This is a genomic window from Clostridium lacusfryxellense (genome assembly GCF_018861735.1).
In the GTDB taxonomy this organism is placed as follows: Bacteria; Bacillota; Clostridia; order Clostridiales; family Clostridiaceae; genus Clostridium_AD; species Clostridium_AD lacusfryxellense.
In genome coordinates, this window is record NZ_JAHLEB010000002.1 from 119,280 (window position 1) to 142,776 (window position 23,497).

Annotated in this window: 22 protein-coding genes; 20 read left to right on the forward strand and 2 right to left on the reverse strand. The window is 30.2% G+C overall.

What is annotated here, in order from left to right; all coding sequences use genetic code 11:
• Positions 1-67: 67 nt before the first annotated feature.
• A complete protein-coding gene (gene spoVB, locus KPL55_RS02170) occupies positions 68-1,579 on the reverse strand; it encodes a stage V sporulation protein B (RefSeq protein WP_216305068.1) in 1,512 nt (503 codons plus the stop codon).
• Between the two features lie 269 nt (positions 1,580-1,848).
• Between spoVB and KPL55_RS02175 the strand changes: the two genes are divergently transcribed.
• The 18 genes from KPL55_RS02175 to nadC all read left to right on the forward strand — a co-directional run bounded on the left by KPL55_RS02175 (position 1,849) and on the right by nadC (position 19,685).
• Entirely contained in the window at positions 1,849-2,373 is a 525-nt protein-coding gene (locus tag KPL55_RS02175; protein WP_216305069.1) for a hypothetical protein, read from the forward strand.
• A 173-nt stretch (positions 2,374-2,546) separates the two neighbouring features.
• The gene (locus KPL55_RS02180) at positions 2,547-3,848 is read left to right on the forward strand and encodes a hypothetical protein (protein ID WP_216305070.1); all 1,302 of its coding nucleotides are present in this window, start codon (positions 2,547-2,549) and stop codon (positions 3,846-3,848) included.
• 109 nt (positions 3,849-3,957) lie between these two features.
• Positions 3,958-4,659, forward strand: a complete 702-nt coding sequence (locus KPL55_RS02185) for a zinc dependent phospholipase C family protein (protein WP_216305072.1) — start codon at positions 3,958-3,960, stop codon at positions 4,657-4,659.
• A gap of 94 nt (positions 4,660-4,753) precedes the next feature.
• Positions 4,754-5,293, forward strand: coding sequence for a class I SAM-dependent methyltransferase (locus KPL55_RS02190; RefSeq protein WP_216305073.1), 540 nt, complete (start codon positions 4,754-4,756; stop codon positions 5,291-5,293).
• Positions 5,268-7,010 carry a B12-binding domain-containing radical SAM protein gene (locus KPL55_RS02195; protein WP_216305074.1) on the forward strand — a complete coding sequence of 581 codons (1,743 nt, stop codon included), beginning with the start codon at positions 5,268-5,270 and terminating at the stop codon, positions 7,008-7,010. The genes KPL55_RS02190 and KPL55_RS02195 overlap by 26 nt, the downstream gene beginning before the upstream one ends.
• Positions 7,011-7,206: 196 nt before the next feature.
• Positions 7,207-7,521, forward strand: a complete 315-nt coding sequence (locus KPL55_RS02200; RefSeq protein WP_216305075.1) for an ATPase — start codon at positions 7,207-7,209, stop codon at positions 7,519-7,521.
• A complete protein-coding gene (locus KPL55_RS02205) occupies positions 7,521-9,488 on the forward strand; it encodes a V-type ATP synthase subunit I (protein ID WP_216305076.1) in 1,968 nt (655 codons plus the stop codon). Before KPL55_RS02200 ends, KPL55_RS02205 begins: the two co-directional genes overlap by 1 nt.
• Before the next feature lie 13 nt (positions 9,489-9,501).
• Entirely contained in the window at positions 9,502-9,978 is a 477-nt protein-coding gene (locus KPL55_RS02210) for a V-type ATP synthase subunit K (protein WP_216305077.1), read from the forward strand.
• Between the two features lie 33 nt (positions 9,979-10,011).
• Positions 10,012-10,611 carry a V-type ATP synthase subunit E gene (locus KPL55_RS02215; protein ID WP_216305078.1) on the forward strand — a complete coding sequence of 200 codons (600 nt, stop codon included), beginning with the start codon at positions 10,012-10,014 and terminating at the stop codon, positions 10,609-10,611.
• Positions 10,612-10,679: 68 nt separating this feature from the next.
• Entirely contained in the window at positions 10,680-11,681 is a 1,002-nt protein-coding gene (locus tag KPL55_RS02220; protein ID WP_216305079.1) for a V-type ATP synthase subunit C, read from the forward strand.
• Positions 11,674-11,982, forward strand: coding sequence for a V-type ATP synthase subunit F (locus tag KPL55_RS02225; protein WP_216305080.1), 309 nt, complete (start codon positions 11,674-11,676; stop codon positions 11,980-11,982). The genes KPL55_RS02220 and KPL55_RS02225 overlap by 8 nt, the downstream gene beginning before the upstream one ends.
• Positions 11,983-11,999: 17 nt before the next feature.
• Positions 12,000-13,772: a V-type ATP synthase subunit A gene (locus tag KPL55_RS02230; protein WP_216305081.1), complete on the forward strand. Its 1,773-nt coding sequence runs from the start codon at positions 12,000-12,002 to the stop codon at positions 13,770-13,772.
• Entirely contained in the window at positions 13,765-15,147 is a 1,383-nt protein-coding gene (locus KPL55_RS02235; protein WP_216305082.1) for a V-type ATP synthase subunit B, read from the forward strand. The genes KPL55_RS02230 and KPL55_RS02235 overlap by 8 nt, the downstream gene beginning before the upstream one ends.
• A 2-nt stretch (positions 15,148-15,149) precedes the next feature.
• On the forward strand, positions 15,150-15,821 hold the full coding sequence (locus KPL55_RS02240; RefSeq protein ID WP_216305083.1) for a V-type ATP synthase subunit D: 672 nt from the start codon (positions 15,150-15,152) through the stop codon (positions 15,819-15,821).
• A 172-nt stretch (positions 15,822-15,993) separates the two neighbouring features.
• The gene (gene def, locus KPL55_RS02245) at positions 15,994-16,464 is read left to right on the forward strand and encodes a peptide deformylase (protein WP_216305084.1); all 471 of its coding nucleotides are present in this window, start codon (positions 15,994-15,996) and stop codon (positions 16,462-16,464) included.
• 165 nt (positions 16,465-16,629) lie between these two features.
• Positions 16,630-17,538 (forward strand): quinolinate synthase NadA, encoded by a 909-nt coding sequence (gene nadA, locus KPL55_RS02250; protein ID WP_216305085.1) that lies wholly within the window; start codon positions 16,630-16,632, stop codon positions 17,536-17,538.
• Between the two features lie 4 nt (positions 17,539-17,542).
• Positions 17,543-18,868 carry an L-aspartate oxidase gene (locus KPL55_RS02255; protein ID WP_216305086.1) on the forward strand — a complete coding sequence of 442 codons (1,326 nt, stop codon included), beginning with the start codon at positions 17,543-17,545 and terminating at the stop codon, positions 18,866-18,868.
• Positions 18,849-19,685: a carboxylating nicotinate-nucleotide diphosphorylase gene (gene nadC, locus KPL55_RS02260; protein WP_216305087.1), complete on the forward strand. Its 837-nt coding sequence runs from the start codon at positions 18,849-18,851 to the stop codon at positions 19,683-19,685. Before KPL55_RS02255 ends, nadC begins: the two co-directional genes overlap by 20 nt.
• 128 nt (positions 19,686-19,813) lie before the next feature.
• On the opposite strand, the gene KPL55_RS02265 is transcribed toward nadC, so the two are convergent.
• Entirely contained in the window at positions 19,814-20,653 is an 840-nt protein-coding gene (locus KPL55_RS02265; RefSeq protein WP_216305089.1) for an SDR family oxidoreductase, read from the reverse strand.
• A 270-nt stretch (positions 20,654-20,923) separates the two neighbouring features.
• Here KPL55_RS02265 and KPL55_RS02270 point away from each other — a divergent pair, with 270 nt between their 5' ends.
• Both KPL55_RS02270 and KPL55_RS02275 read left to right on the forward strand, forming a co-directional pair.
• Complete coding sequence (locus KPL55_RS02270; protein ID WP_216305090.1) at positions 20,924-21,871, forward strand: transposase; 948 nt, start codon at positions 20,924-20,926, stop codon at positions 21,869-21,871.
• Positions 21,872-22,268: 397 nt separating this feature from the next.
• On the forward strand, positions 22,269-23,444 hold the full coding sequence (locus KPL55_RS02275; protein ID WP_216305091.1) for an FprA family A-type flavoprotein: 1,176 nt from the start codon (positions 22,269-22,271) through the stop codon (positions 23,442-23,444).
• Positions 23,445-23,497: the final 53 nt, after the last annotated feature.

Below are 23,497 nucleotides of genomic sequence, written 5' to 3' on the forward strand. Positions count from 1 at the left end.
AAAAGTAGCCAAGGCTAGGAAAATAAAGAACATCTTCGGTGAGTATTAATAACGCCGAAGATGTTCTTTAAGATTTAGCCTTGTTTGATTTTTTTGTAAGAATAAGAGAGAATAATAATAGAGAGAAACCAGCTATAATGATGACTATGTTTTTAGTAATAAAAATAGAATTTGGTAAAGTGCTATTCAAGATTTTCAGTACAAAATATAAGAATATACTAAGGCCGATATCAATTGTAAGCTCCCCTGCTGGAAAATGTATATAGCAGGCTTTTTGAATTGAAATAACATTTAATATAAAACTCACAATAGAAGATATAAGGAGAGCTATGCCATAGCCTAATATATTTATACTTGGAATACCTAACAAAACATATAACAGTACAAGTTCAAGTACAGAGGTTATTATAGAATTTATTAAAAGATCTTTTTGTTTGCCAAGTCCGTTTAAAATTCCGAAAGTGGAACCAGACATGTAAATGAATGGTGCACTTAAAGCAGCAATTCGTATGTAGATACCCAAATCGTACCTATCGAAAAATAATTTACCTAAAGAATCTCCAGTACATAAACATATTATCATAGTAGAAATTCCAAGCAAACACGAAATTTTTATAACCTCATGTACCCTAAGTTCTAAGCTGTTATAATCATTTTTAATTATACTTTTAGAAATATCTGGAGTTAATATTGTTGCCATGGACATTACAACAATAAAGGGGAAGAATACTATACTCATAGCCATACCAGAAAACTTACCGATTAATGCTAAACTCTCAGTATATTCTATTCCAGCAGAGACTAATCGACCGGGAACAATTAATGTGGATAGTGCCGAAATTGCAGTGTTTAAAAAACCATTTAAACATAATGGGAAGGATACGATAAGTACATTAAATAAAAGTTGAGCTCTTCCTTCAGTTTTTTTAAACGAACCCTTAAATTTATTTTTACTTTTTTTATAGAATGCATATAACAATATAAAACTGATAAGTTCACCAACAGATAAGGATATATATGTAGCAGTTACCGTAGAAGTTACATTTTTTAGTGCAAAGAAATTTATAATACCGAGTATTATGGCCATTCGTACGGTTTTTTCAACGATATCTATAATAGCTGGTACTTTAACATTTGAAATTCCGTAAAAATAACCCTTATATATAGATGAAAGAGCAACAAAAATTAAAGCAGGGCAGATAACCCAAAGGGAATATAATGTTCTTTGATCTTTTATTACATATGTACTGATATAAGGTGAAAAAAGAAATACAAAGATTGTTATTAATACAGACAATGCGAAATCAAAAACTAAGGCGGTATGTATGGATTTATTTAAATTGCCATAATCATTTATTCCGTAATAGGATGAAGCTTCTTTTGAAATGGCTGTCACCATTCCACCACAAATTAGGCAAGTAAATAAATCATAGATAGGCATTACAAGACTATATAATCCCATACCCTCTGCTCCCAATTTTTTAGAAAGTAAAATGGAAAACATAAATCTTAATATGCCAGCAGTTAGATTAGACACTGTCAGTATTATCGAGTCTTTGTAAAAATTATCTTTAATCATAAAAAAAGTTCCTCCTTGTTCTTCTCCTTTAGGTAACAGTTATTAATAATTAATATGTGGAGGATAAAGATTATATTCTATTAGAACATTAAAATTATTTGACATAAGATTGTGGAAATTATATACTATTAAATATAAAACACATATTTAATCGAAAATTTAATTTAATGCTATATATATTTGTAAATGCATGTGAAAATGTTTTTATGCTACGTTATAACAGAAATTATATTATAATTCGGCATAATATAAATAATGGGGGGACTAAGGTGAGTGAGCAGGTTAGTCAAAAGTATGCAAAAGCTTCTTTTATAAAAGAACAATTTTTTGGATTTAAGGTAAATAGAGCTATTAAAGAGTGTAACAAAATTAAAAAATATTTAATTAGCAAGGATTATTTAAGTAAACAAGACACTAGTTTAAATTTAATTATTTCTAATGGGTTTAGCAACGAGGTTGCAAATAGTTACTTGCTATATAAAGTTCATAACAATGATGGAAGTGTAAATGGGACAAGGAAATATACATTTGCAAATGGTGAAATAGTAGAAAATAATGATGTAATTAAGCAGGATATTATAATTATAGATTTATATGAAAAAAGTATATATTTACATAGCTATTATAAGGATATTAAACATATTATGGGCTATTTACTTAAAGAAGAAATAAACTCAGGTAGAAATAAAACATTGGTTTTTACCAATGAAAAAGTTGAAATAAATATTAAAAATGTTAATAATTTTGACACATTAACTGTAGTTGATGATTTCGTAAACAAATATATTATATAGAAGACTCTCCAATTGGGGAGTTTTTATGTTAAAATAGTGTAATTAAAGAGAGATTTATTGTTTTAACTATGATAAAAAAGGGTTCATAAAAATTGCTAGTAAATTATTAATACATATACTCTAATCTATATAAATATATATAAGTTAGAGTATTTATAATTTAGGAGGCAAGTATGAAAAAAACCATTGGATTTATAGTTATTTTAGCTGCAATGGCTTTTGCTCTATATTCACTAAAAGGTTCTTCTTTTAAAGAATATAGTATTAGTATGAAAGAAGATGTGATAAAATCACAAATTTTATTTAAAGGACTAAATAATGCAGTTGATTTTACAAAAGATAATGAAGGAAATTACTATGTGGCTTTCAAAGATAGAATTCAGTACATAGACAAATTTGATAAAGCACACAATATATTTACAAATAAAGATATAAGTATAACCAGTTTAGATTGTAAAGACAATGTGTTGTATTATGCATCAGGGACATTTGTATATTCATATAATTTAAAATCCAAGGAAAATAAAAAAATAATTAAAGGTATCCCTAATTATGGCGATTACAAAAAGAGTTTAATTAGGATAAATGGAGATTATCTATTTGTTACTATAGGTTCTGCTACAAATTCTGGAGTAGTCGGTCTGGATAATTCGTGGTTAGCCGCTTACCCTCAAAATCATGATAGTTCTCCTAAGAATATAACTATAAGAGGATTAAATTTTGGAGAAAAGAAAACCGGGGCATTTGTATCATATCAAACGAAGAATTCAAAGGGACAAATTATAAAAGAGAATAATATTGGTAATTCATCTATAATAATTTATAATTTAAGGACTGGAGCACAAGGTAAATTTGCCTGGGGCATAAGGAATATGAAGGGGATAGATTTCAATAATGAGGGCAAAATATTAGTAACTGTAGGTGGCATGGAGGAGAGGGGACTAAGGGCGGTAAAAGGGGATAGTGATTATATATATGAAATTAAAAAAAATGAATGGTATGGTTTTCCAGATTATACTGGGGGAGATCCAATAAGTTCTCCTAAATTCAAAGGTTCATCAAATGTGTCTATACCATTTGTTTTAGATAATCATCCTACAACAAATCCAAAAGCACCAATTTACCAACATAAAGCAGTAGATAGTTTGGAAAGTTTAGCAATTGATAAAAAAGGAATAATTGGGGGTATAGACAGTATATATTTTTATGAAAAAAATGATAATAGCATATATGCAATAAATGAAAATGGTGCACTTAAAGAAAAGGTGGGATTCAAAGGGCAATCGTATATATCTAGTATGAAGTTTTTTGATGATTTAATAGTACTAGACAACAAAAGTGGATATTTGATTAGTATTAAAAAAAATATGAATAGTGATTTAATCAACGGGAAGGAAAAAGTTAGTTACTATTTATTAGCCATAGTTTTAACCCTAATAATTACAATGCTTATTACTTTAAGAAAAAAGAATTAGAATATAATAAGAGTATATAAAGTAGTTAGGATAAAATATAAACATTAAAATAAATCCAAATATGTATTTCAGACGTATTTAGAGTATACTAAATGAAGAGGTGAACAGTTTGAAGAAAAGAATTGAATCTACTTATGGAAAAACTTTGCGAGGATTAATGATAACAGTAAACCCAATTAAAAAAAGGATCATGAAAACTCATTGTATTGTTCATAAATTTATAAATATTCAAGCTATCGAAATATTAAAAAATAAGGAATATAACGAAGCTCATAGTTTTTATAAAATGTATGTTAAAGAACTAAATAATGGAGTTACTTGGGCTGATCAAGATTTTAAAAGTTCAAACCACTTTTATCATCATGTTAAGGGCACTGGCCTTTATGGCTTTTCAAATGCATTAGCTGAATTTGAAAAATATTACAAATGTGCGCTGAGATTTATGAAAGCTGGTGATACAAGGCAAGCACTATTTTACTTTGGAGCAGCATGTCATTTAATTCAAGATGCTACGGTACCTCAACACGTAAACAATAAACTACTCAAAAATCACAGAAACTTTGAGCTTTGGATTATAGGCAAATTAATGAGTGATTATTCATTCCCTGTTACTAATGAAATAATAAAAGAGGATAAATTAGGGGATTATATAAAAAACAATGCTCTATTTGCTAGTAAAACTCATAATGCTAACGTAAATATAAAGGATAAGGAAGACCGGTACAATAAAGTATCTTCACTTATAATTCAAAGAGCTCAAAAGACTACTGCAGGACTGATGTTGAATTTTTATGATGAGATCAAGAAATAATTCCTTTATATTAGAGGAATTATTTTGTTTTTGAAGAATAAGTAAAAATAAGTAACAACGTATGAAGTTGTGTTTATAGAGGGGGGAGTAACAATTGAAGAAGGAGGTTTTTATAAATTTAGAAAAAGAAATTTTCAAAGGGAATATATTGGATATAGGTTTTGCTAACCATGGAATTATATATAATATCTACAAACAATATATCGATGATAGTAGCAGCGTAGATTATATAGAGGGAAAAGATGAGAAGGCAGGAATTGAAGAAGGTATGTATGATCTCTGCGTTTTGTTTTTTACTTTAAGTGATATAAAATTATCTCAAAATAAAAAGAAATTAATACAGGATATATACAAATATTTAAAGGTTGGTGGGCTTCTACACATATGGGATGTAGATAAAGGGTTTGCTAAAATTTTCAATTCTAGAATAAAGATTGTATTACCAGACAAAAATACAAAGCATATAAATCTAAGGGATTTAAATATATTTAAAAATAGTTCTAAAGAAAATACAATAAAAATTTTAAAACCTTATTTTGAAATACTAACTTTGAAAAACTCAGACGGTATTTATTATATGATGTGCAAAAAGAAAGGGAAATCAGAAGATGAAAGTAACATTAGTAGGTATTAATGCAAAATATATTCACAGCAATTTGGCAATAAGATATTTAAAATCATATACAGAAGAGCTAGACTATGAATGTAATATTATGGAGTTTTCTATAAATGATCAAATGGAAAGAATATTAGAAGAAATTTTAAATGGCAAACCAGATATTGTAGCATTTTCTTGCTATATATGGAACATTAATTACATTAAGGCAGTAGCATCTCTAATTAAGCTGGTAGATAGTAGAATTGAAATCCTCTATGGCGGACCAGAGGTTAGTTATGATTGTGAGGTCTTCCTTAAAGAAAATGTAGGGGATTTTGTAATAGAAGGTGAAGGCGAGGTTACATATAAAGAATTTATTAAATGGAAGATTAGTTGTGAGGCGAGTTTGAAATCTAATTTAAATAATGAACTTGTAGCTACTAATGATTCTAATCACGACATTAATAATATACTTGGAATATATTATAATAATTATGGCGAAATTGGTTATAATGGTAAGAGAGAATTAATGGATATAAACGAGGTTATATTCCCATACGTGGAAGAAGAATTTACTAATAAAATAGTATATTATGAAGCGTCAAGAGGATGTCCTTTTAGTTGCAAATACTGCCTTTCATCCACAACTAATGGAGTTAGGTTTTTGAATGCTGAAAGAGTAAAAAAAGAATTGAAATTTCTAGCAGATAAAAAGGTAAGATTAGTAAAATTCGTCGATAGAACATTTAATTGCAATCCAAAATATTCTATAGAAATTTGGGAGTATCTAATAAATTTAGAGTGTGAAACAATGTTCCACTTTGAAATATCAGCAGATTTGTTAAATCAGCAGGAATTAGAAGTTTTAGCTAAGGCACCAAAGGGCAGATTTCAATTTGAAGTTGGGGTACAAACAACTAATCCAATAGTTCTTAATAATATAAGTAGATTTGTAAAATTTGATGAGATAAGAGAAAAAGTAGTAAAAGTAAATAAAATAAAGACGATTAATCAACATTTAGACTTAATAGCAGGTCTTCCTGGAGAAAATTATGATTCATTTAGAAAATCTTTTAATGATGTTTACGACATTAATATAGAAGTAATACAACTAGGGTTTTTAAAGCTTCTTAAGGGCTCAGATATGATAAATGAAGCACTTCTTTGGGGGATGGTATATGCACCTTATCCACCATATGAGATTTTAAAAACAAAGGATATAAGTTATGAAGAACTTGTGAAACTTAAAAGAGTAGAGAAAATGGTAGATAAATACCATAACTCACAAAAGTTTAATACTATACTAAATTACTTTGTTGAAAAATTTAATACACCTTTTGATTTTTATTATGAACTAGGTTTATTCTTTTATGAAAAGGGATATTTAAGCAGAAATATTTCATCAGTAGATTACTATAAAATATTTATTGAATTTAATGATGAAAAAATTAAGGAAGAAAACTTTGCTCTTAAGGAAATTGTTAAATTTGATTATCTTAAATATAACAAAAAGAAGTGGCTTCCGAATTTCTTAATTAGAGAAGTAGATAAAGAAGTAGAAAGAAAAATTAAAGAAAAATTATTAAAAGACGATATTATAAATAATGTATCTAACATCCATATTGAAAAATTCATGATTAATATTTTAGGATATATTGATAATAATGTTGTTAATAAAGAATTTCGTTATTTAGTATATGATATTAATGATGAGGAGAATATAAAGGATATAACGTATATTTTAGAGAATTAATTAGAAAAACAATAGTTTCAATATTGTCAATATTTTTAATGTTAAAAAAATGTTGAAGTTTGTATTAATAATTAGTATAATCAAGGTGTATTAAATACTACATAATATTTAATAGTAAATACCACACTTGGTATTTATTAATAATTAAGGTTTTAATTATTATACTTTAGTTTATTCATAAGAAGGTGGTGATATTTTGGCATTAGAAGCAATAAAAAGTATTAAAGATGCGGAAAAGAAAGCAGCTGATATTATAAGTCAGGCAATCTTAGATAGTAAGGAAATATTAAAAAAATCAGAAGCATATTCTGAAGAGCAGTATAAAAAGATTTTAGATGAGGCAAGAGAAGAAAGTAAAATAATTATTGAAGATGCTAAAGAGGAAGGTAGAATGAAGTCTGAACCAATAAATGAAACTGGTAAGATAGAAATTGAGAATATACTCAATTTAGAAAAAGAAAGGTTTGATAGGTCGGTTAACATGGTGGTTGAGAGGATAGTGAAAAAATAATGGCAATAGTTAAAATGAGTAAATTCACATTGCTTGCCTTTGAATCTCAAAAAGAAGCTTTGCTAGATAACTTTCACAAATTTGAAAATATTGAATTTGTAAATTTACAAGAAAATGAAGAAGAAAATTTGCAATCTCTTGTAAAAGACTCGGAAAATGAGAAAGTTTCATATATAGAAGGAGAGCAAGCAAAAGTAAAATTTGCCCTAGATCTATTAATAAAACACTCAGAAAAAGAAGGGGCTATAAAATCGCTAGTCAAAGGTAAAAGTTCTTTAGATTATGAGGAGTTAGAGACTTTAGCTACAAAATCAAACTATAAAGAAAACTATCAAAAGTTAAAAGAAAGAGATAATGATCTGAGTAAAATGAAGAATGAAGAAGCTAAAATTAAATCTGAAATAGAGTTATTAACTCCGTGGATACAGTTAGACGTTTCTTTTGAGGATTTAAAATCATTAAATTCTTCAATATTTATAATGGGATCATTACCAAAAGCTTTTAAAGATGTTTTCAGAGAAAAGTTCGAAAGTGAAATTCCTTGTTCCTACCTAGAAGTTATTAGTGAAGGGACTAAAGTAATAAATATAATAACATTGGTATATAAGGAGTATGAAGATAAAGCTAGAGAAATACTCAAAAATTATAGCTTCAATGTAATTAATTTAAAATACGATGGAATTTCAGCAGAAATTGTAGGAGAGTTTAAGAAAAGATTAGGCGAGATACTAAAAGAAGAAAATGATATAAATACTGAAATGAAAAATGATTGTAGATATATGGAAGATTTTAAAATAGTATATGAATATTTATCAAATAAACATATAAAAGCTTCAGCGTGCAAAAATTTCTTAAAAACAGAAAATATCATTGCTATAGAGGGATGGGTACCAACAGAATCATCAAAAGATTTAGAAAAATTAATAAAGTCTACAACTAAGGAAGAGTTCTATTTAGAAATTGAAAAAGCTTCCAAGGAAGATGATAAAGTACCTATTCTATTAAAGAATAATGCTGTCGTAGACCCGTTTGAAATAATAGTATCTATGTATAGTTTACCTAAATATTCGGAGATAGATCCAACGCCTGTAATGGCACCGTTTTACATGGTATTCTTTGGAATGATGCTTGGGGATCTTGGGTATGGTCTAGTGATGTTTGTTGCTTGCGCAATTGCAATTAAAAAGTTTAATTTAGATGCAGGTCAGAAAAAATTCGCTAAATTTTTCTTGCTTTTAAGTATACCAACAGCAATATCAGGTATTATTTATGGCAGTTTTTTTGGAGACATAATCCCATATATATCAGCTCACAGTTTAATAAAACCTGGAGAGGATATATTGTTATTATTGATTATATCTATAGTATTAGGTACAATCCAAATCTATTTTGGACTTGGAGTTAAAGGTTATATGCTAATTCGTGATGGCAAACCAATGGATGCTGTTTATGATGTATTAACATGGTACGCTGCATTAACTGGAGCATTTTTATTATTAGGTGGAGACATGTTGAAATTGAGTCCTGGTGTAGTTAGCATAGGAAAATGGGTTATGATAATAGGAATGGTTGCACTAGTATTAACTCAAGGAAGACAAAACAAAGGAGTGGGCGCAAAACTTGGCGGAGGTCTTTATGGGTTATATGGTATTTCTGGTTATATAGGTGATTTGGTTTCGTATTCAAGAATCATGGCTCTAGGACTTGCCGGCGGATTTATAGCATCTGCTTTTAATATGCTTATTAAAATGATTCCAGCCCCCTTTAATATCATTTTTGGGATATTTATATTCGTATTTGCACAAACATTTAATTTATTATTAAGTGCGCTATCAGCTTTCGTTCATAGTGCTAGGCTTCAATATGTAGAGTATTTTAGTAAGTTCTATGAAGGTGGGGGAAAAGCCTTCAAAGTGTTTAAGTCAAAGAATCAATATATTAATGTAATAAAAGGAAAGCAAATTTAAGGAGGAATTAATTATGACATTTATGGAATTTATGATTAAAAACGGCGGGACTATTTTCGCTGCGTTAGGAATGGCTTTAGCAGTAATTTTACCGGGGATAGGATCAGCAAGAGGAGTAGGTATGGTTGGTGAAGCAGCAGCGGGGCTTACAACAGAAGAACCAGAAAAGTTTGGTAAGGTTCTTATTCTTCAATTACTACCAGGTACACAAGGACTTTATGGGTTTGTTATAGGTCTTATAGTATTACTTAAATTAACTGCAGGTATGACTTTAGACGTTGGTTTATATTATTTTATGGCTTCATTACCAATAGCTTTCGTAGGATACTTTTCAGCATTATATCAAGCAAGGGCAGCCGCTGCTGGTATTGCAATAGTAGCAAAACAACCTGATCATAGTACAAAAGCTATCATCATTTCAGCAATGGTTGAAACTTATGCAATTTTAGCATTCGTTGTTTCAATAATACTAGTAAGTAAGACACTCTAATTAAAAAAGTAACAAGCTAGAGGAAGTGGGTATATGTCAAATTTAGAGAAGTTAGCAGCTAAGATAATTGAAGATGCTAAAATAAAAGCAGAAGTTATATTAAAAGAAGCTAAAAATAATGAGAATATATTGATAGAAAATAAAACAAAAGAAGCTGAAGGTTTGAAAAGCCAAATGATGGAGAAAACTAAGGTTGAAGCTATCATGGTAAGCAAACGAATTATATCAAATTCACAGCTGAAAGCGCGAAATGAAAAGCTAGTTGCTATGCAAAATATGATTGATAAGGTATTTGAGATTGCGCTAGAAAAACTTACGTCAATGAGCGATAATGAGTATTTAGAACTTTTAAAAAATTATCTTTTATCAATGCCAATTGCAGGGAATGAAGAAATAATACTTCCTGGGAAATATAAAGGCATTGTAAGTAATGAGTATTTATATGAAATTAATCTTTCATTGAAAACCAATGGAAAATTAGGCGAATTAAAATTAAGTTCTGATGAACGTGATATTAAAAGTGGATTTGTAGTCTTTAAAAATGGTATAGAGATTAATAATACCTTTGAAAGTCTAGTTAATTCATTAAGGGATGAACTTGAACCTGAAATTGTTAACGTATTATTTAAATAAATTTAAGGAGTAGATACTATTTTAGAGTTGATATCTACTCCAGATTAAAACAAGGAGGATAGCCATATATGAATAATATGGATTTTACACAAGCTGTGGCTAGGCTAAGAGTATTAGAAAAAAGACTCCTGAGTAAAGTGAAGATTGAGGGAATGATTGATAGTTCCTCGGCGGGTGACGTACTTAAAATTCTGCAAGAGACTGAATATGCAAGTATGATGGGTAATGTTAAAAGAGCAGAGGACTACAATATATTACTTAAGGATGAGCTAAATAGAGTATACGCCCTTATGTATGAAGTATCTCCTAATTCTTCTATAGTAGATATTATGAGTTTGAAATATGATTATCATAATATCAAAGTGTTGATAAAAGGAAGAGCTTTAGATAAGGATTTTTCTCATATGCTAATTCCAGTGGGCACGGTAAATATTGAAGAATTAAAATTTTACATTACAACTTCGGAATATAAAAAATTAGGTGCTAATATGAGAGAAGCTATAATTGAGGTTGAAAAAGTATTCAAAGAACTTAACGATCCTCAAAAGATAGACATTATATTGGATAGGTATATGTATGTAGATATGTTAGCTAAGGCAAAAGAGACAAAAACTGATTTTATAATCAATTATGTTAATACAAGTATAGATTTTTCTAATATTAAGTCAATAATTAGATTAAAAAAACAACAAAAAAATGTAGATTTTTTTAATGAAGTTATACTTAGTGGTGGAGATATATCTAGAGAGGTTTTATTAACAGCATTTAGTGAACCAATTGAAAATATTGCAGCTAAATTTACTTCATCAAAATATGATGAACTTATAAGAATTGGATTAGAAGAATATATTAAAACAGGTAAACTCTCTAGTTTAGAGAAATTATCTGATAACTTTATTATGAAAAATCTAAAAACGGCTAAATATGTAACATTTGGACCTGAGCCAATATTTGCATATATAGCTGCAAAGGAAACAGAAATAAAAATAATTAGAATAATTATGGTTGGAAAATTAAATAACGTTGATACGTCTGTTATAAGAGAAAGGGTGCGTGAAGTTTATGCATAAAGTAGGAGTAGTTGGTGATAAGGATTCAATACTTGCTTTTAAAGCTCTTGGAATTGACGTATATCCTGTTATCGAGGTGGATGAAGCTAAAAAAGCTATCGACAAAATGGCGTCAAGTAATTATGCTGTTATATTTGTTACTGAGCAAATAGCTCAGCACTTAGATGAAACAATAGCAAGATACAGTAGACAGATGATTCCTGCCATTATATTAATTCCAAGTAATCAAGGCTCACTAAATATAGGAATGCAAAGAATTCGAGATAATGTAGAAAAAGCAGTGGGCGTAAATATTTTATAGGAAGGTAGGGATATAACTTGAAAATCGGTAAAATTGTAAAAGTTTCTGGACCATTAGTTGTTGCAAAAGACATGGACGAAGCTAATATATATGACGTAGTTAAGGTTGGAGAAAAGGGTCTTATCGGCGAAATAATTGAAATGAGAGGGGATAGAGCCTCTATTCAAGTATATGAAGAAACCTCAGGTCTTGGACCAGGAGATCCAGTAGTTACGACTGGTGAACCATTAAGTGTTGAACTTGGACCAGGCCTTATGGAATCAATGTTTGATGGTATTCAAAGACCTCTTGATAAAATAAGAGCTATAGCTGGTAATTATTTAACAAAAGGTGTAAATGTTTCACCACTCGACAGAGAGAAAAAATGGAATTTTGTTCCTATAGCATCAGTTGGAGATGTTGTATCATATGGCGTTGCTATAGGAACTGTAAAGGAAACAACTGTTATCACGCAAACAATAATGGTGCCTAAAGGAATAGAGGGAACTATAATTTCTATAACAGCAGGAGAATATACTGTAGAAGAAACAGTAGCAGAGGTGCAAACGGATAGTGGAATTAGACAAATTACATTAATGCAAAAATGGCCAGTAAGACGTGGAAGACCTTATGCTGATAAATTAAATCCTGTGGAACCACTAGTTACAGGTCAAAGAGTAATAGATACTTTCTTTCCAGTAACTAAGGGTGGTACTGCATGTGTTCCAGGACCTTTTGGAAGTGGAAAAACTGTAGTTCAACATCAATTTGCAAAATGGGCAGATGCGGAAATAGTTGTTTACATAGGTTGCGGTGAACGTGGCAATGAGATGACAGATGTTTTGAATGAGTTTCCGGAACTAAAAGATCCAAAAACAGGTGAATCTTTAATGAAAAGAACAGTGCTCATTGCAAATACATCAAATATGCCAGTTGCAGCTAGAGAAGCTTCTGTATATACAGGAATAACAATAGCTGAGTATTTTAGAGACATGGGATTTGCAGTAGCATTAATGGCAGATTCTACATCGCGCTGGGCAGAGGCTCTTCGTGAAATGTCAGGAAGACTTGAGGAAATGCCAGGTGATGAGGGATATCCAGCATATCTAGCTTCGCGTGTAGCTGATTTTTATGAGAGATCTGGAAAGGTAGTTTGTCTTGGAGACGACACGCGAATAGGTGCAATTACAGTTATTGGCGCAGTATCACCTCCAGGTGGAGATTTATCTGAGCCAGTTACTCAAGCAACACTTAGGATAGTAAAAGTGTTTTGGGGACTAGACGCACAACTTGCTTATAGAAGACATTTCCCATCAATAAATTGGTTAGATTCTTATTCATTATATATAGATCAGTTAGCTAATTGGATGAATGAGAATGTTGCAACCGATTGGACTGATCTTAGAGTTAATGCTATGACTATTTTGCAAGAAGAAGCAAAACTTGATGAAATAGTAAGACTTGTAGGTGTAGATGCTCTTTCTGAAAAGGATAGATTGAAACTAGAAGTTGCAAAATCAATCAGAGAAGATTACTTGCAACAAAATGCATTCCATGAAGTTGATACTTTTACGTCACTTGATAAACAATATAAAATGTTAAAACTTGTTTTAGCATATTATGTAGCAGGTGAAAAAGCATTAAGTGCAGGCGTTTATTTCAAAAAAATATTGGAAATGCCAGTTAGAGATAAAATAGCAAGAGCAAAATATATTGCAGAAGCTGATATGTCCCAAATTGATGATATATTTACGACCTTATCTAACGATGTAGAAAAATTAATAACGGAAGGAGGAGTCGTAAATGATTAAAGAATACAAAACTATAACAGAAGTTGTAGGACCACTGATGGTTGTAGAAAAAGTTGAAGGCGTAAAATACGATGAACTTGTGGAAATAGAACTACAAAACGGTGAAATTCGTAGCGGTAAGGTACTTGAAATAAATGAAGATAAAGCAATGGTTCAGTTGTTTGAAAGTTCTGCAGGAATTAATTTAAAGGGCAGTAAGGCTAAATTTTTAGGCAGACCACTGGAACTTGGAGTTTCAGAAGATATGCTTGGACGTGTATTTGACGGACTTGGTAGACCTAAAGATGGTGGACCTAAGATTATTCCTGATAAGAGACTAGATATAAATGGAGAAGCATTAAACCCAGTTGCAAGAGATTATCCATCAGAATTTATCCAAACTGGTATTTCAGCTATTGATGGACTTAATACCTTAGTTCGTGGACAAAAATTACCAGTGTTTTCTGGTTCAGGTCTTCCACATGCGCAACTTGCGGCTCAAATAGCAAGGCAAGCAAAGGTATTAAATTCAGATACTAAATTTGTTGTTGTATTTGCAGCTATAGGGATAACTTTTCAAGAAGCACAGTTTTTTGTAGATGATTTTACAAAAACTGGTGCAATAGACAGAACAGTGTTGTTTATGAATCTTGCAAATGACCCAGCAATTGAAAGAATAGCTACACCTAGAATGGCACTTACTACAGCTGAATTCCTTGCTTATGAAAAAGGGTATCATGTTCTTGTAATTATGACAGATATCACAAATTATTGTGAGGCACTACGTGAAGTTTCAGCTGCAAGAAAAGAAGTTCCAGGTAGACGTGGATATCCAGGATATCTATATACAGATCTTTCTACTTTATATGAAAGAGCAGGTAGGATTAAAGGACTTGAAGGATCAATAACTCAAATTCCTATACTTACAATGCCAGAAGATGATATAACTCATCCAATTCCTGACTTAACAGGATATATAACTGAAGGTCAGATTATATTAAGTCGAGAACTTTATAAGAAAGGTATTACACCACCAGTAGATGTTTTGCCTTCATTATCTAGACTTAAAGATAAAGGTATCGGTAAAGGTAAAACAAGGGAAGATCATGCAGATACAATGAATCAGCTATTTGCTGCATATGCTCAAGGTAAGCAAGCAAAAGAGCTTGCAGTTATATTAGGAGAATCAGCATTATCTGAAGCAGATAAAAAATACGCAATATTTGCAGATGCTTTTGAAAAAAGATATGTTTCCCAAGGATTTGAAACTAACAGATCTATTGAAGAAACGATAAATTTAGGATGGGAGCTTCTATCTATTCTCCCAAGAAATGAACTTAAGAGAATTAGAGATGAATACGTAGAAAAATACTTACCAATAAAAGAGGGTGAGTAAGCGTGGCGAAATTAAATGTGAACCCAACCAGAATGGAACTTACCAAACTTAAGAAAAAATTAGGAACGGCTACTCGTGGGCATAAATTATTAAAAGATAAGCAAGATGAACTTATGAGAAGATTCATTGACCTTATAAAACATAACAATGAACTTAGAAAAAGGGTTGAAGAAGAATTACAAAACTCTTTTAAGGATTTTGTTATGGCAAGTGCTTTAATGTCATCAGAATTTCTAGAGGAAGCAATTGCGTATCCAAAAGAAAAAATTTCTGTTGAAGTTGAGACAAAAAATCTTATGAGTGTTAATGTTCCTATAATGAAGTTTAAAAGAGAATTAGAAGATGATCCAGGAAGCATATACCCATACGGATTTGCCAGTACTTCAGCAGATCTTGATGGAGCTATAGAAAAGTTATATTTAGCTCTTCCTGAACTTCTAGAACTTGCAGAAGTAGAGAAATCTTGTCAGCTAATGGCTGATGAGATTGAAAAAACTAGAAGAACGGTAAATGCTCTTGAATACATGACTATACCTCAACTTAATGAAACAATAAAGTTTATAAGAATGAAGCTTGAGGAAAATGAACGTGGTGCTTTAACTAGACTTATGAAGGTTAAAAGTATGATGGAAAAAGCTCAAGAACTAGCTGATGCTAAAAGAATTAGTGGATAATTATGATAAGATTAAGGTGTCTTTTATGATACCTTAATTTTTTTTTATGAAATTTAGTTGATGTAAAGTCATATTTAGAATAGAATATAAAATGTACCAAGTTAAAAATTATACTGAGTTAAAAGTTAATAAGTAAAACAAAATCTCGTTAACATAAAAAAGGGGAATGAATATGGCAGTTAGAAAAATTCTACAATATGGGGATGAACGCCTTAATACAATTTGCACAAAGGTTGATAAAATAGATAGAAAGATATTAAACTTAGTGGATGATATGATGGATACACTTTATGAGGGTACTGGAATTGGTCTTGCTGCTCCACAAATTGGCATTTTAAAAAGGGTTATATTAATTGATTTAGGAAACGAAGAAGAAGAACCAATAATATTATTAAACCCTAAAATAACGGCACGATCTGGAAATGAAAAGGATTATGAGGGTTGCCTAAGCTATTTGGGGTATGAGGGTGAAGTATTTAGACCAACAAATGTAACAGTTGAAGGAATTAATATTAAAGGTAAACCTGTAAAGTATGAGGCTGAAGGATTACTTGCAAGAGCTTTCTGTCATGAAATTGATCATTTGGATGGAGTATTATATATGTCGAGAGCCGAGGAAATGTACGAACTAACTGAGGATTAAAACTTAATTGAAAAAGGTATGCCCATTGGTAATAAATATCAATGAGCATACCTTTTTTTAATTTTCCTTATACATTGATTTATTACCATACAAATGGTAATATAATATGAAATAAGGTGTATATACAGTAGTATATACATTGCGTAGAAAGAGGTGTAAAAGTAAATGCAGGAGTTAAAGAAAAAGATTAAAGAATTGAAAGTGGAAAAAAATGCTTTGATTTTAGCACATTATTATCAAAACGATGATATCCAAGAGATAGCTGATTTTGTAGGAGATTCCTATTATCTTAGTAAGATGGCTAAAGAATGCAGCCAGCAGACTATAGTGTTTTGTGGAGTAAAGTTTATGGCTGAGAGTGCAAAAATACTATCACCAGGTAAAACAGTGTTGCTGCCCAATATAGAGTCAGGATGCACTATGGCAGAAATGATTAATGGAGAGGATGTTAGACAACTTAAAAAAGAGCACCCTAAGGCTAAGGTCGTATGCTATATAAATTCAACGGCGGAGGTTAAAGCAGAAAGCGATATATGCTGTACTTCTTCAAATGCATTAAAAATAATTAATAATATAAATAGGGATGAAATAATATTTATACCAGATAAGAATTTAGGTGAATATATAAATGAGAAAGCTCATGTTAAGAATATGATTTTGTGGAATGGGTTTTGTCGCGTACATGAATTTGTGAGCCCGCAAGAAATAATGGAAGTTAAAAATGCAGATTCAAAAGTAAAGATTTTAGTCCATCCAGAATGTAATAGAGAAATTAGAAAATTAGCTGATTTTATAGGAAGCACTGGAGAAATAATTGATTTCGCTTCAGCAGATTCTGGGGAAAAATATATGATTGTTACAGAAGAAGGAGTGCTTTATGATTTAAAGAATAAAAATCCTAATAAAAAGTTTATAACACCAAAGTCTCCTATGACATGTTGCAGTATGAAGAGAAATACCTTAAAGGATGTATATAGTAGTCTCCTTTACAATCAACATGAAATAATAATAGATGAAGAAATAAGATTAGCCGCTCACAAGTGTCTTAATGCGATGCATGAAATGGCGAGGTGATATTATGGATATTTTTGTAGATGTTCTAATAGTCGGAACAGGGGCAGCTGGGTTGTATGCTGCATTAAATTTAGACGATAACTTAAACATACTTTTAATAACTAAAGACTCTGTAGATCAATGTAATACGTCATTGGCACAAGGGGGGATATCAGTAGCTAGAGATGAAAAGGATTATGAACTGTTTATTCAAGATACGCTAAAGGCAGGAAAATTTAAAAATTCTAGAGAAGCCGTAAAAACTCTAGTATATGAGTCAATAGATAATATAAATAGAGTGAAAAACTATGGAGTTAGCTTTGATTTAGAAAATGGACAATTCCAATATACTAAGGAAGGTGCGCATAGTGTTAATAGAATTGTACACAACAAGGACGAAACTGGTAAAGAACTTTTTCTAGCCTTATTAAAAGAAATTAGAAGTAAAGAGAATGTTCGAATTTTTGAAAATACTACACTGCTTGATATTATTATTGAAGATAATAAATGTATTGGAGCAATTATAACAAGGGGACGGTTAACAACAAATGTATATTCTAAGGAAACAATTTTAGCAACAGGTGGAATTGGAGGTCTATTTAAAAATTCAACTAATAGGAGGGGATTAACAGGTGATGGAATAGCAATTGCACTTAGGCATAACATTAAAACTTCTAATTTAGACTATGTTCAATTTCATCCAACTGCATTATATGACGAAAACGAAAATTGTGAGAAATTTCTTATATCTGAGTCTCTAAGAGGCGAAGGCGCTAAACTTATAAATCAACAAGGCAAAAGATTTGTTGATGAACTTTTACCAAGAGATGTAGTAGCGAGGGCAGTTTATGATGAGGAGGAAAAATCAAGCAAACCCTTTGTCTTTTTAGATATTTCATTTAAAGAAAAGGAATACATTATAAATAGGTTTCCTGGGATTTACAAAAAATGTTTGGAAAGTGGTATAGATATTACAAAAGACAAAATCCCAGTAACACCTGTAGAACATTATCATATGGGAGGGATCGCTGTTGATCTGTTTTCTAGAACGTCCATGGAGCACTTATTTGCTTGCGGTGAAGTAAGTTGTACTGGTGTACATGGAGCAAATAGGTTAGCAAGTAACTCACTACTAGAAGCCCTCGTTTTTTCTCGAAGAGCTTCAGGGTTTATAAATAAATCCATTCTTATGGTTAATAGTTTGAAATCTAAAGAGAATGAGACTTTAGATTATGAAAATGAAAAATGCATAAACACTATTACTAACTATAGCGAAATTAATAAAAATATAATTATAGATAAATTTAAGACAATGGGGGAGGGTATGAGGAATGAATTGGTTAATTATTGATAATATTATAAGAGATTCAATAAAAGAAGATGTACCTCAAAACGATATTACAACGGAATATATAGTAGGAGATGAGTCTAAATGCTCCGCTGATTTATTTGCGAAAGAAGATGGCGTAATTGCGGGACTGTTGGTATTTGAAAGAGTTTTTAAAATACTCGGCGACGTTAATATAGAATTTTTTAAACGAGATGGGGATATTGTTATTAAGGGGGAGTGCATTGCAAAACTGAGTGGAAATACAAAACATATATTGATAGGGGAGAGAACGGCGTTAAACTATCTTCAAAGAATGAGTGGAATAGCTACGCTCACTAAAACTTATCTAGATAAATTAGTTGGCACTGGTGTAAAGATTTTGGATACAAGAAAAACAACTCCGAACATGAGGATATTTGAAAAATATGCAGTCAAAATTGGGGGAGGGTGTAACCATAGATACAACTTGTCTGATGGTGTTCTAATAAAGGAAAATCATATCAGTGCTGCTGGAGGAATAAAAGAGGCCGTTAATATTATACGTAAGAATGTATCCTTCGTTAAAAAAATTGAAGTTGAGGTTGAATCGCTAGAGCAAATTAATGAGGCTTTAGAAGCAGGAGTTGATATTATAATGCTAGACAACATGGATTCCAAAACTATGATAAAGGCTGTAGAAATAATTAACAAAAAAGCTTTGATCGAAGCATCTGGTAATATAACTCTAGATAATATTGGTGAAGTAGCAAGCTGTGGAGTTGACTATATTTCTGTAGGGGCATTGACTCATTCTTTTACGGTTTTAGATATGAGTATGAAAAATTTGGTTAACAATTAAGAAGTTTTGACTTACTATTTTAATCTGAGCAATAAATTAAAAGTTTTATTTGTATATGATAACAAAAGTATATATTGGAATCGATATATACTTTTGTTTGTATTATCTATAAATAATGTTGAACGTCATTAAATGTCAATATTACATTTTTCAATATAATTGCTTAGCCTATCATTCCAAGTCGGAATATCAATATCTAAAACGTCCTTTATATGAGAATTATTTACACAGGTATACTTGGGCTCTTTTATAAGATTAGATAAAAGCTTGTCTGAGCTTACAATTAAGGGGATATCAAGGGCACTAAATTCTATTATACTATTTATAAGAGTTGATTTTGATAAACAACCTTCATTGGTATAGTTATAGACACCATATTTTTTAGTGGCTAATAGTTTCTCGATTACCACAATTAAATCTTCGATATAAGTCATAGAAAGAGTAGGATTAGAAAATAGATAGATTGCTGTATGTTTTCCTTTTATAAGTTTCCTAACAAAACAATCATTGCCACCAAATATAGTTGAGGTTCGAACAATGAAATATTTTTTGCAAATTGTTTGTATTAATTCTTCACCTCCTAGTTTACTCTTGCTATAAGCATTCATTGGGGTGCATACATCAACTTCACTGTAGGGTGATGACTTTATATCACCGTATACATCTGTGCTGGATAGGTACACTATGGGTATGTTAAGCTCATTGCAACAATGAGCGAGGTTTAACGTTCCTACAGTGTTTACGTCATAAGCTAAAGTCTCATTGTACTCGCAAATATATTTATTTGTAATGGCCGCAGTATGAATAACGACGTCAGGCTTTAATGAATTTAAAGTTTTTTCAGTTGATAATTTATCTGTAACATTAAGATCAGTTTTATCTAATCCATATACAGTATGTGATTTTGACAAGAAACTACAAAAATATGTTCCAACATTACCCTTTGCACCAGTTATTAAAATATTCATATATACCTCCTAAAAGTTCATGTTATTAGAGTATATGATGGAGTATTTTTAATATTAAAGAAATTATAAATTTTAACGACAGTTTTAAAAGGGATAAAGGGGACGGTTAACAATTAATTGCTTAGTTGCCTAAATAATTGAGCATAAATGGTAAAGGGGAGACAGGTAACAACTAATAGAGTAATTTATAGCAAATTTTTTTGATAAATGAATAAATTTTTGTTCTAAGGCTAGAATTTAAAGGAAAGTTTATGTGGAGAGGTGATTTTTATGCCAAGAATGGCAAGAGTAAAAACGGAACAGTCTATATTTCATATTATGTGTAAAAGTATTAGTGAGGTACAATTATTCAAGGATTCAGATGATAAGGAGAAGTATTTATCACTTGTAAAGAAGTATAAAGAATTGTACAATTTTAAGATTTACGGGTATTGTATTATGAATAATCATTCACATTTAATAATTGATGCTAATGGTTCAGATATCTCTAGGGTAATGCATGGAATAAATTTTTCATATGCAATGTACTTTAATAGAAAATATGAGAGAGAAGGACATCTTTTTAAGGATAGATTTAAAAGCAAAATAGTTGATAACGACAGATACTTAATGACATTATCCTTATATATACATAATAATCCTAATGACATTTGTGAATACAAAAATTGCCCTGAGAAATATGCATTTTCAAGTCTATCAACATTTTTAGGGAAAAGACGTGACTCTTTTAGATTGGTGGATTATGGATTTGTTTTGAAACTATTTGGGAGCTGCATAAAAATAGCAAGAAAAAATTATTATAATCTTATATTTGTAAATAATGAAGAAAATTTGAATGAGGAATCTGAATTAAAGGATGAAATTAATTTGAAAGAAGATTTTGAATTTAAAGACGAAAAAACAGAGTATAAAAATGAAAGAAAAATAATTATAAGGAACTTTAAACCAGATGATGTGGTAGAATTTGTTTCACAAAAGATGAATATATCAAAGACTAAGATTCGCATGAAATATAGTAGAAATCTTGTTGAACCAAAAGCATTAATTGTTGTATTAATGAGAAGTCTTTGTAATTTCAAATCAAAAGAGATATGTAAAATACTTGGGAATATTACACAGGCTAGGGTATCAAAATTAAGTAGTATAGGAATTAATTTCATTGATACAAAAGAAAAGCATAAAAATATTATTGAGGAATTTATTAATTGTTATTCATAAAGTGTAGATTTAAATATACAAAGACTAATTACATTATTTATTATTGATACAATAAATAAAAAATTTGCGTAATATAGATAACTTTTTTCAATTTTGAAAAGGTGGACATGCATCTAAAATAAAATATTTTTTGAATTAATGTAAAAACAAAAAAATGTTAGATTAACTATTGGATGAGGAAATAAACGCACACAAGGTTTATTAAAATTTTGAATTAAAATAAATATTAAAAAGCGTTAACCGTCCCCTTCTTAAATCTAACTAATAATTATTATTAGTTGAACAGCTTTGCTAAATGTGGTAAAATGTATTAAATAGAAAAACATTAGATAGTTTTATGGTAGGCAGCAATTAAGTTTATGGTGTTTACAAATAGAACTACAAGGAGGTTTTTAGAATGAAAACAAAAGAGCTTAAAGAAGATATATATTGGATTGGTGTAAATGACCCAAATCTTAAGGTATTTGATATTATAATGGAAACAAAGAAGGGAACTACCTATAATTCATATTTAATTGATGATGAGAAAGTTGCAATAATTGATTCTGTAAAAAATGGTTTTTTTGAAGAATCTTTGGGCAAAATAAAAGGTGTTATTGGAGATAGAAAAGTTGATTATATAATTGTTCAACATACTGAATTAGATCATAGTGGTTCTCTAGGAAGGCTTTTAGAAGTTTATCCAGAAGCTGTTATTGTTGCTTCAAAAGCAGCTATAATGTATTTGAAAGAAATTATTAATAGAGATTTTAATAGCATAATTGCAGCAGGAGATATATCATTAGGCAAAAACACATTACAATTTATTTCAGCACCATTTCTACATTGGCCAGATACAATGTTCACATATGCAAAAGAACAAAAAATATTGTTTACTTGTGATGTAATGGGTTGTCATTATTCACCATCTAACTGCATTACTGATGCATGCTCTGGTGATTATTTAGAAGAAATGAAATATTATTTTGATTGCATAATGGGACCATTTAAAAAATTTGTGAATGACGGGTTAGATAAAATTAAAGATTTAGAGTTAGATATGGTAGCGCCAAGCCATGGCCCTATTCACGTAGATGACATAAAAATGTATGTAGATCTTTATAGACAATGGGCTAAAATATATGAAATAAAAGAAAAAAATGTCCAGATTTTTTATGTTTCTGCATATCATAATACAGAAGCAATGGGAGAATATATAGCTAAAAAGATTAATGAAAGTGGTATAAAGGCACAAGCTCATGAAATAACATCTATGAAATTGAGCGATATAGTAGAACTTATTGAAAAAGCATCTGGGATTATGATTGGTTCACCAACTATTAATCAAGATGCCGTGAAGCCTGCTTGGGACGTTTTATCACTAGTATGTCCAATAACTAATAGAGGCAAAGCAGCTGCTGCTTTTGGTTCGTTTGGGTGGAGTGGAGAAGGAGTTCCAATGCTTACACAAAGATTAAAGTCTTTGAAATTTAAAGTTGTTGAGGAAGGACTTAAATTTAAATTTGTTCCTGACATCAAAGAATATGAATTAGCTGATAAATTTGTGGAAGAATATTTACAGATTTTAAAATAAATTTTAATTCAAATCTTTAATAATAAAAAAGAAAATATCACTTAAAGTGAAAT

Bases quoted from the DNA above. Each gene is read 5' to 3' on its own strand.
- KPL55_RS02275 (WP_216305091.1), top strand. From the start codon at position 22,269: ATGAAAACAAAAGAGCTTAAAGAAGATATATATTGGATTGGTGTAAAT.
- KPL55_RS02210 (WP_216305077.1), top strand. From the start codon at position 9,502: ATGACATTTATGGAATTTATGATTAAAAACGGCGGGACTATTTTCGCT.
- KPL55_RS02225 (WP_216305080.1), top strand. From the start codon at position 11,674: ATGCATAAAGTAGGAGTAGTTGGTGATAAGGATTCAATACTTGCTTTT.
- KPL55_RS02195 (WP_216305074.1), top strand. From the start codon at position 5,268: ATGAAAGTAACATTAGTAGGTATTAATGCAAAATATATTCACAGCAAT.
- KPL55_RS02205 (WP_216305076.1), top strand. From the start codon at position 7,521: ATGGCAATAGTTAAAATGAGTAAATTCACATTGCTTGCCTTTGAATCT.
- nadC (WP_216305087.1), top strand. From the start codon at position 18,849: ATGAATTGGTTAATTATTGATAATATTATAAGAGATTCAATAAAAGAA.
- KPL55_RS02255 (WP_216305086.1), top strand. From the start codon at position 17,543: ATGGATATTTTTGTAGATGTTCTAATAGTCGGAACAGGGGCAGCTGGG.
- KPL55_RS02265 (WP_216305089.1), bottom strand. From the start codon at position 20,653: ATGAATATTTTAATAACTGGTGCAAAGGGTAATGTTGGAACATATTTT.
- KPL55_RS02270 (WP_216305090.1), top strand. From the start codon at position 20,924: ATGCCAAGAATGGCAAGAGTAAAAACGGAACAGTCTATATTTCATATT.
- KPL55_RS02220 (WP_216305079.1), top strand. From the start codon at position 10,680: ATGAATAATATGGATTTTACACAAGCTGTGGCTAGGCTAAGAGTATTA.
- KPL55_RS02215 (WP_216305078.1), top strand. From the start codon at position 10,012: ATGTCAAATTTAGAGAAGTTAGCAGCTAAGATAATTGAAGATGCTAAA.
- def (WP_216305084.1), top strand. From the start codon at position 15,994: ATGGCAGTTAGAAAAATTCTACAATATGGGGATGAACGCCTTAATACA.
- spoVB (WP_216305068.1), bottom strand. From the start codon at position 1,579: ATGATTAAAGATAATTTTTACAAAGACTCGATAATACTGACAGTGTCT.
- KPL55_RS02235 (WP_216305082.1), top strand. From the start codon at position 13,765: ATGATTAAAGAATACAAAACTATAACAGAAGTTGTAGGACCACTGATG.
- KPL55_RS02180 (WP_216305070.1), top strand. From the start codon at position 2,547: ATGAAAAAAACCATTGGATTTATAGTTATTTTAGCTGCAATGGCTTTT.
- nadA (WP_216305085.1), top strand. From the start codon at position 16,630: ATGCAGGAGTTAAAGAAAAAGATTAAAGAATTGAAAGTGGAAAAAAAT.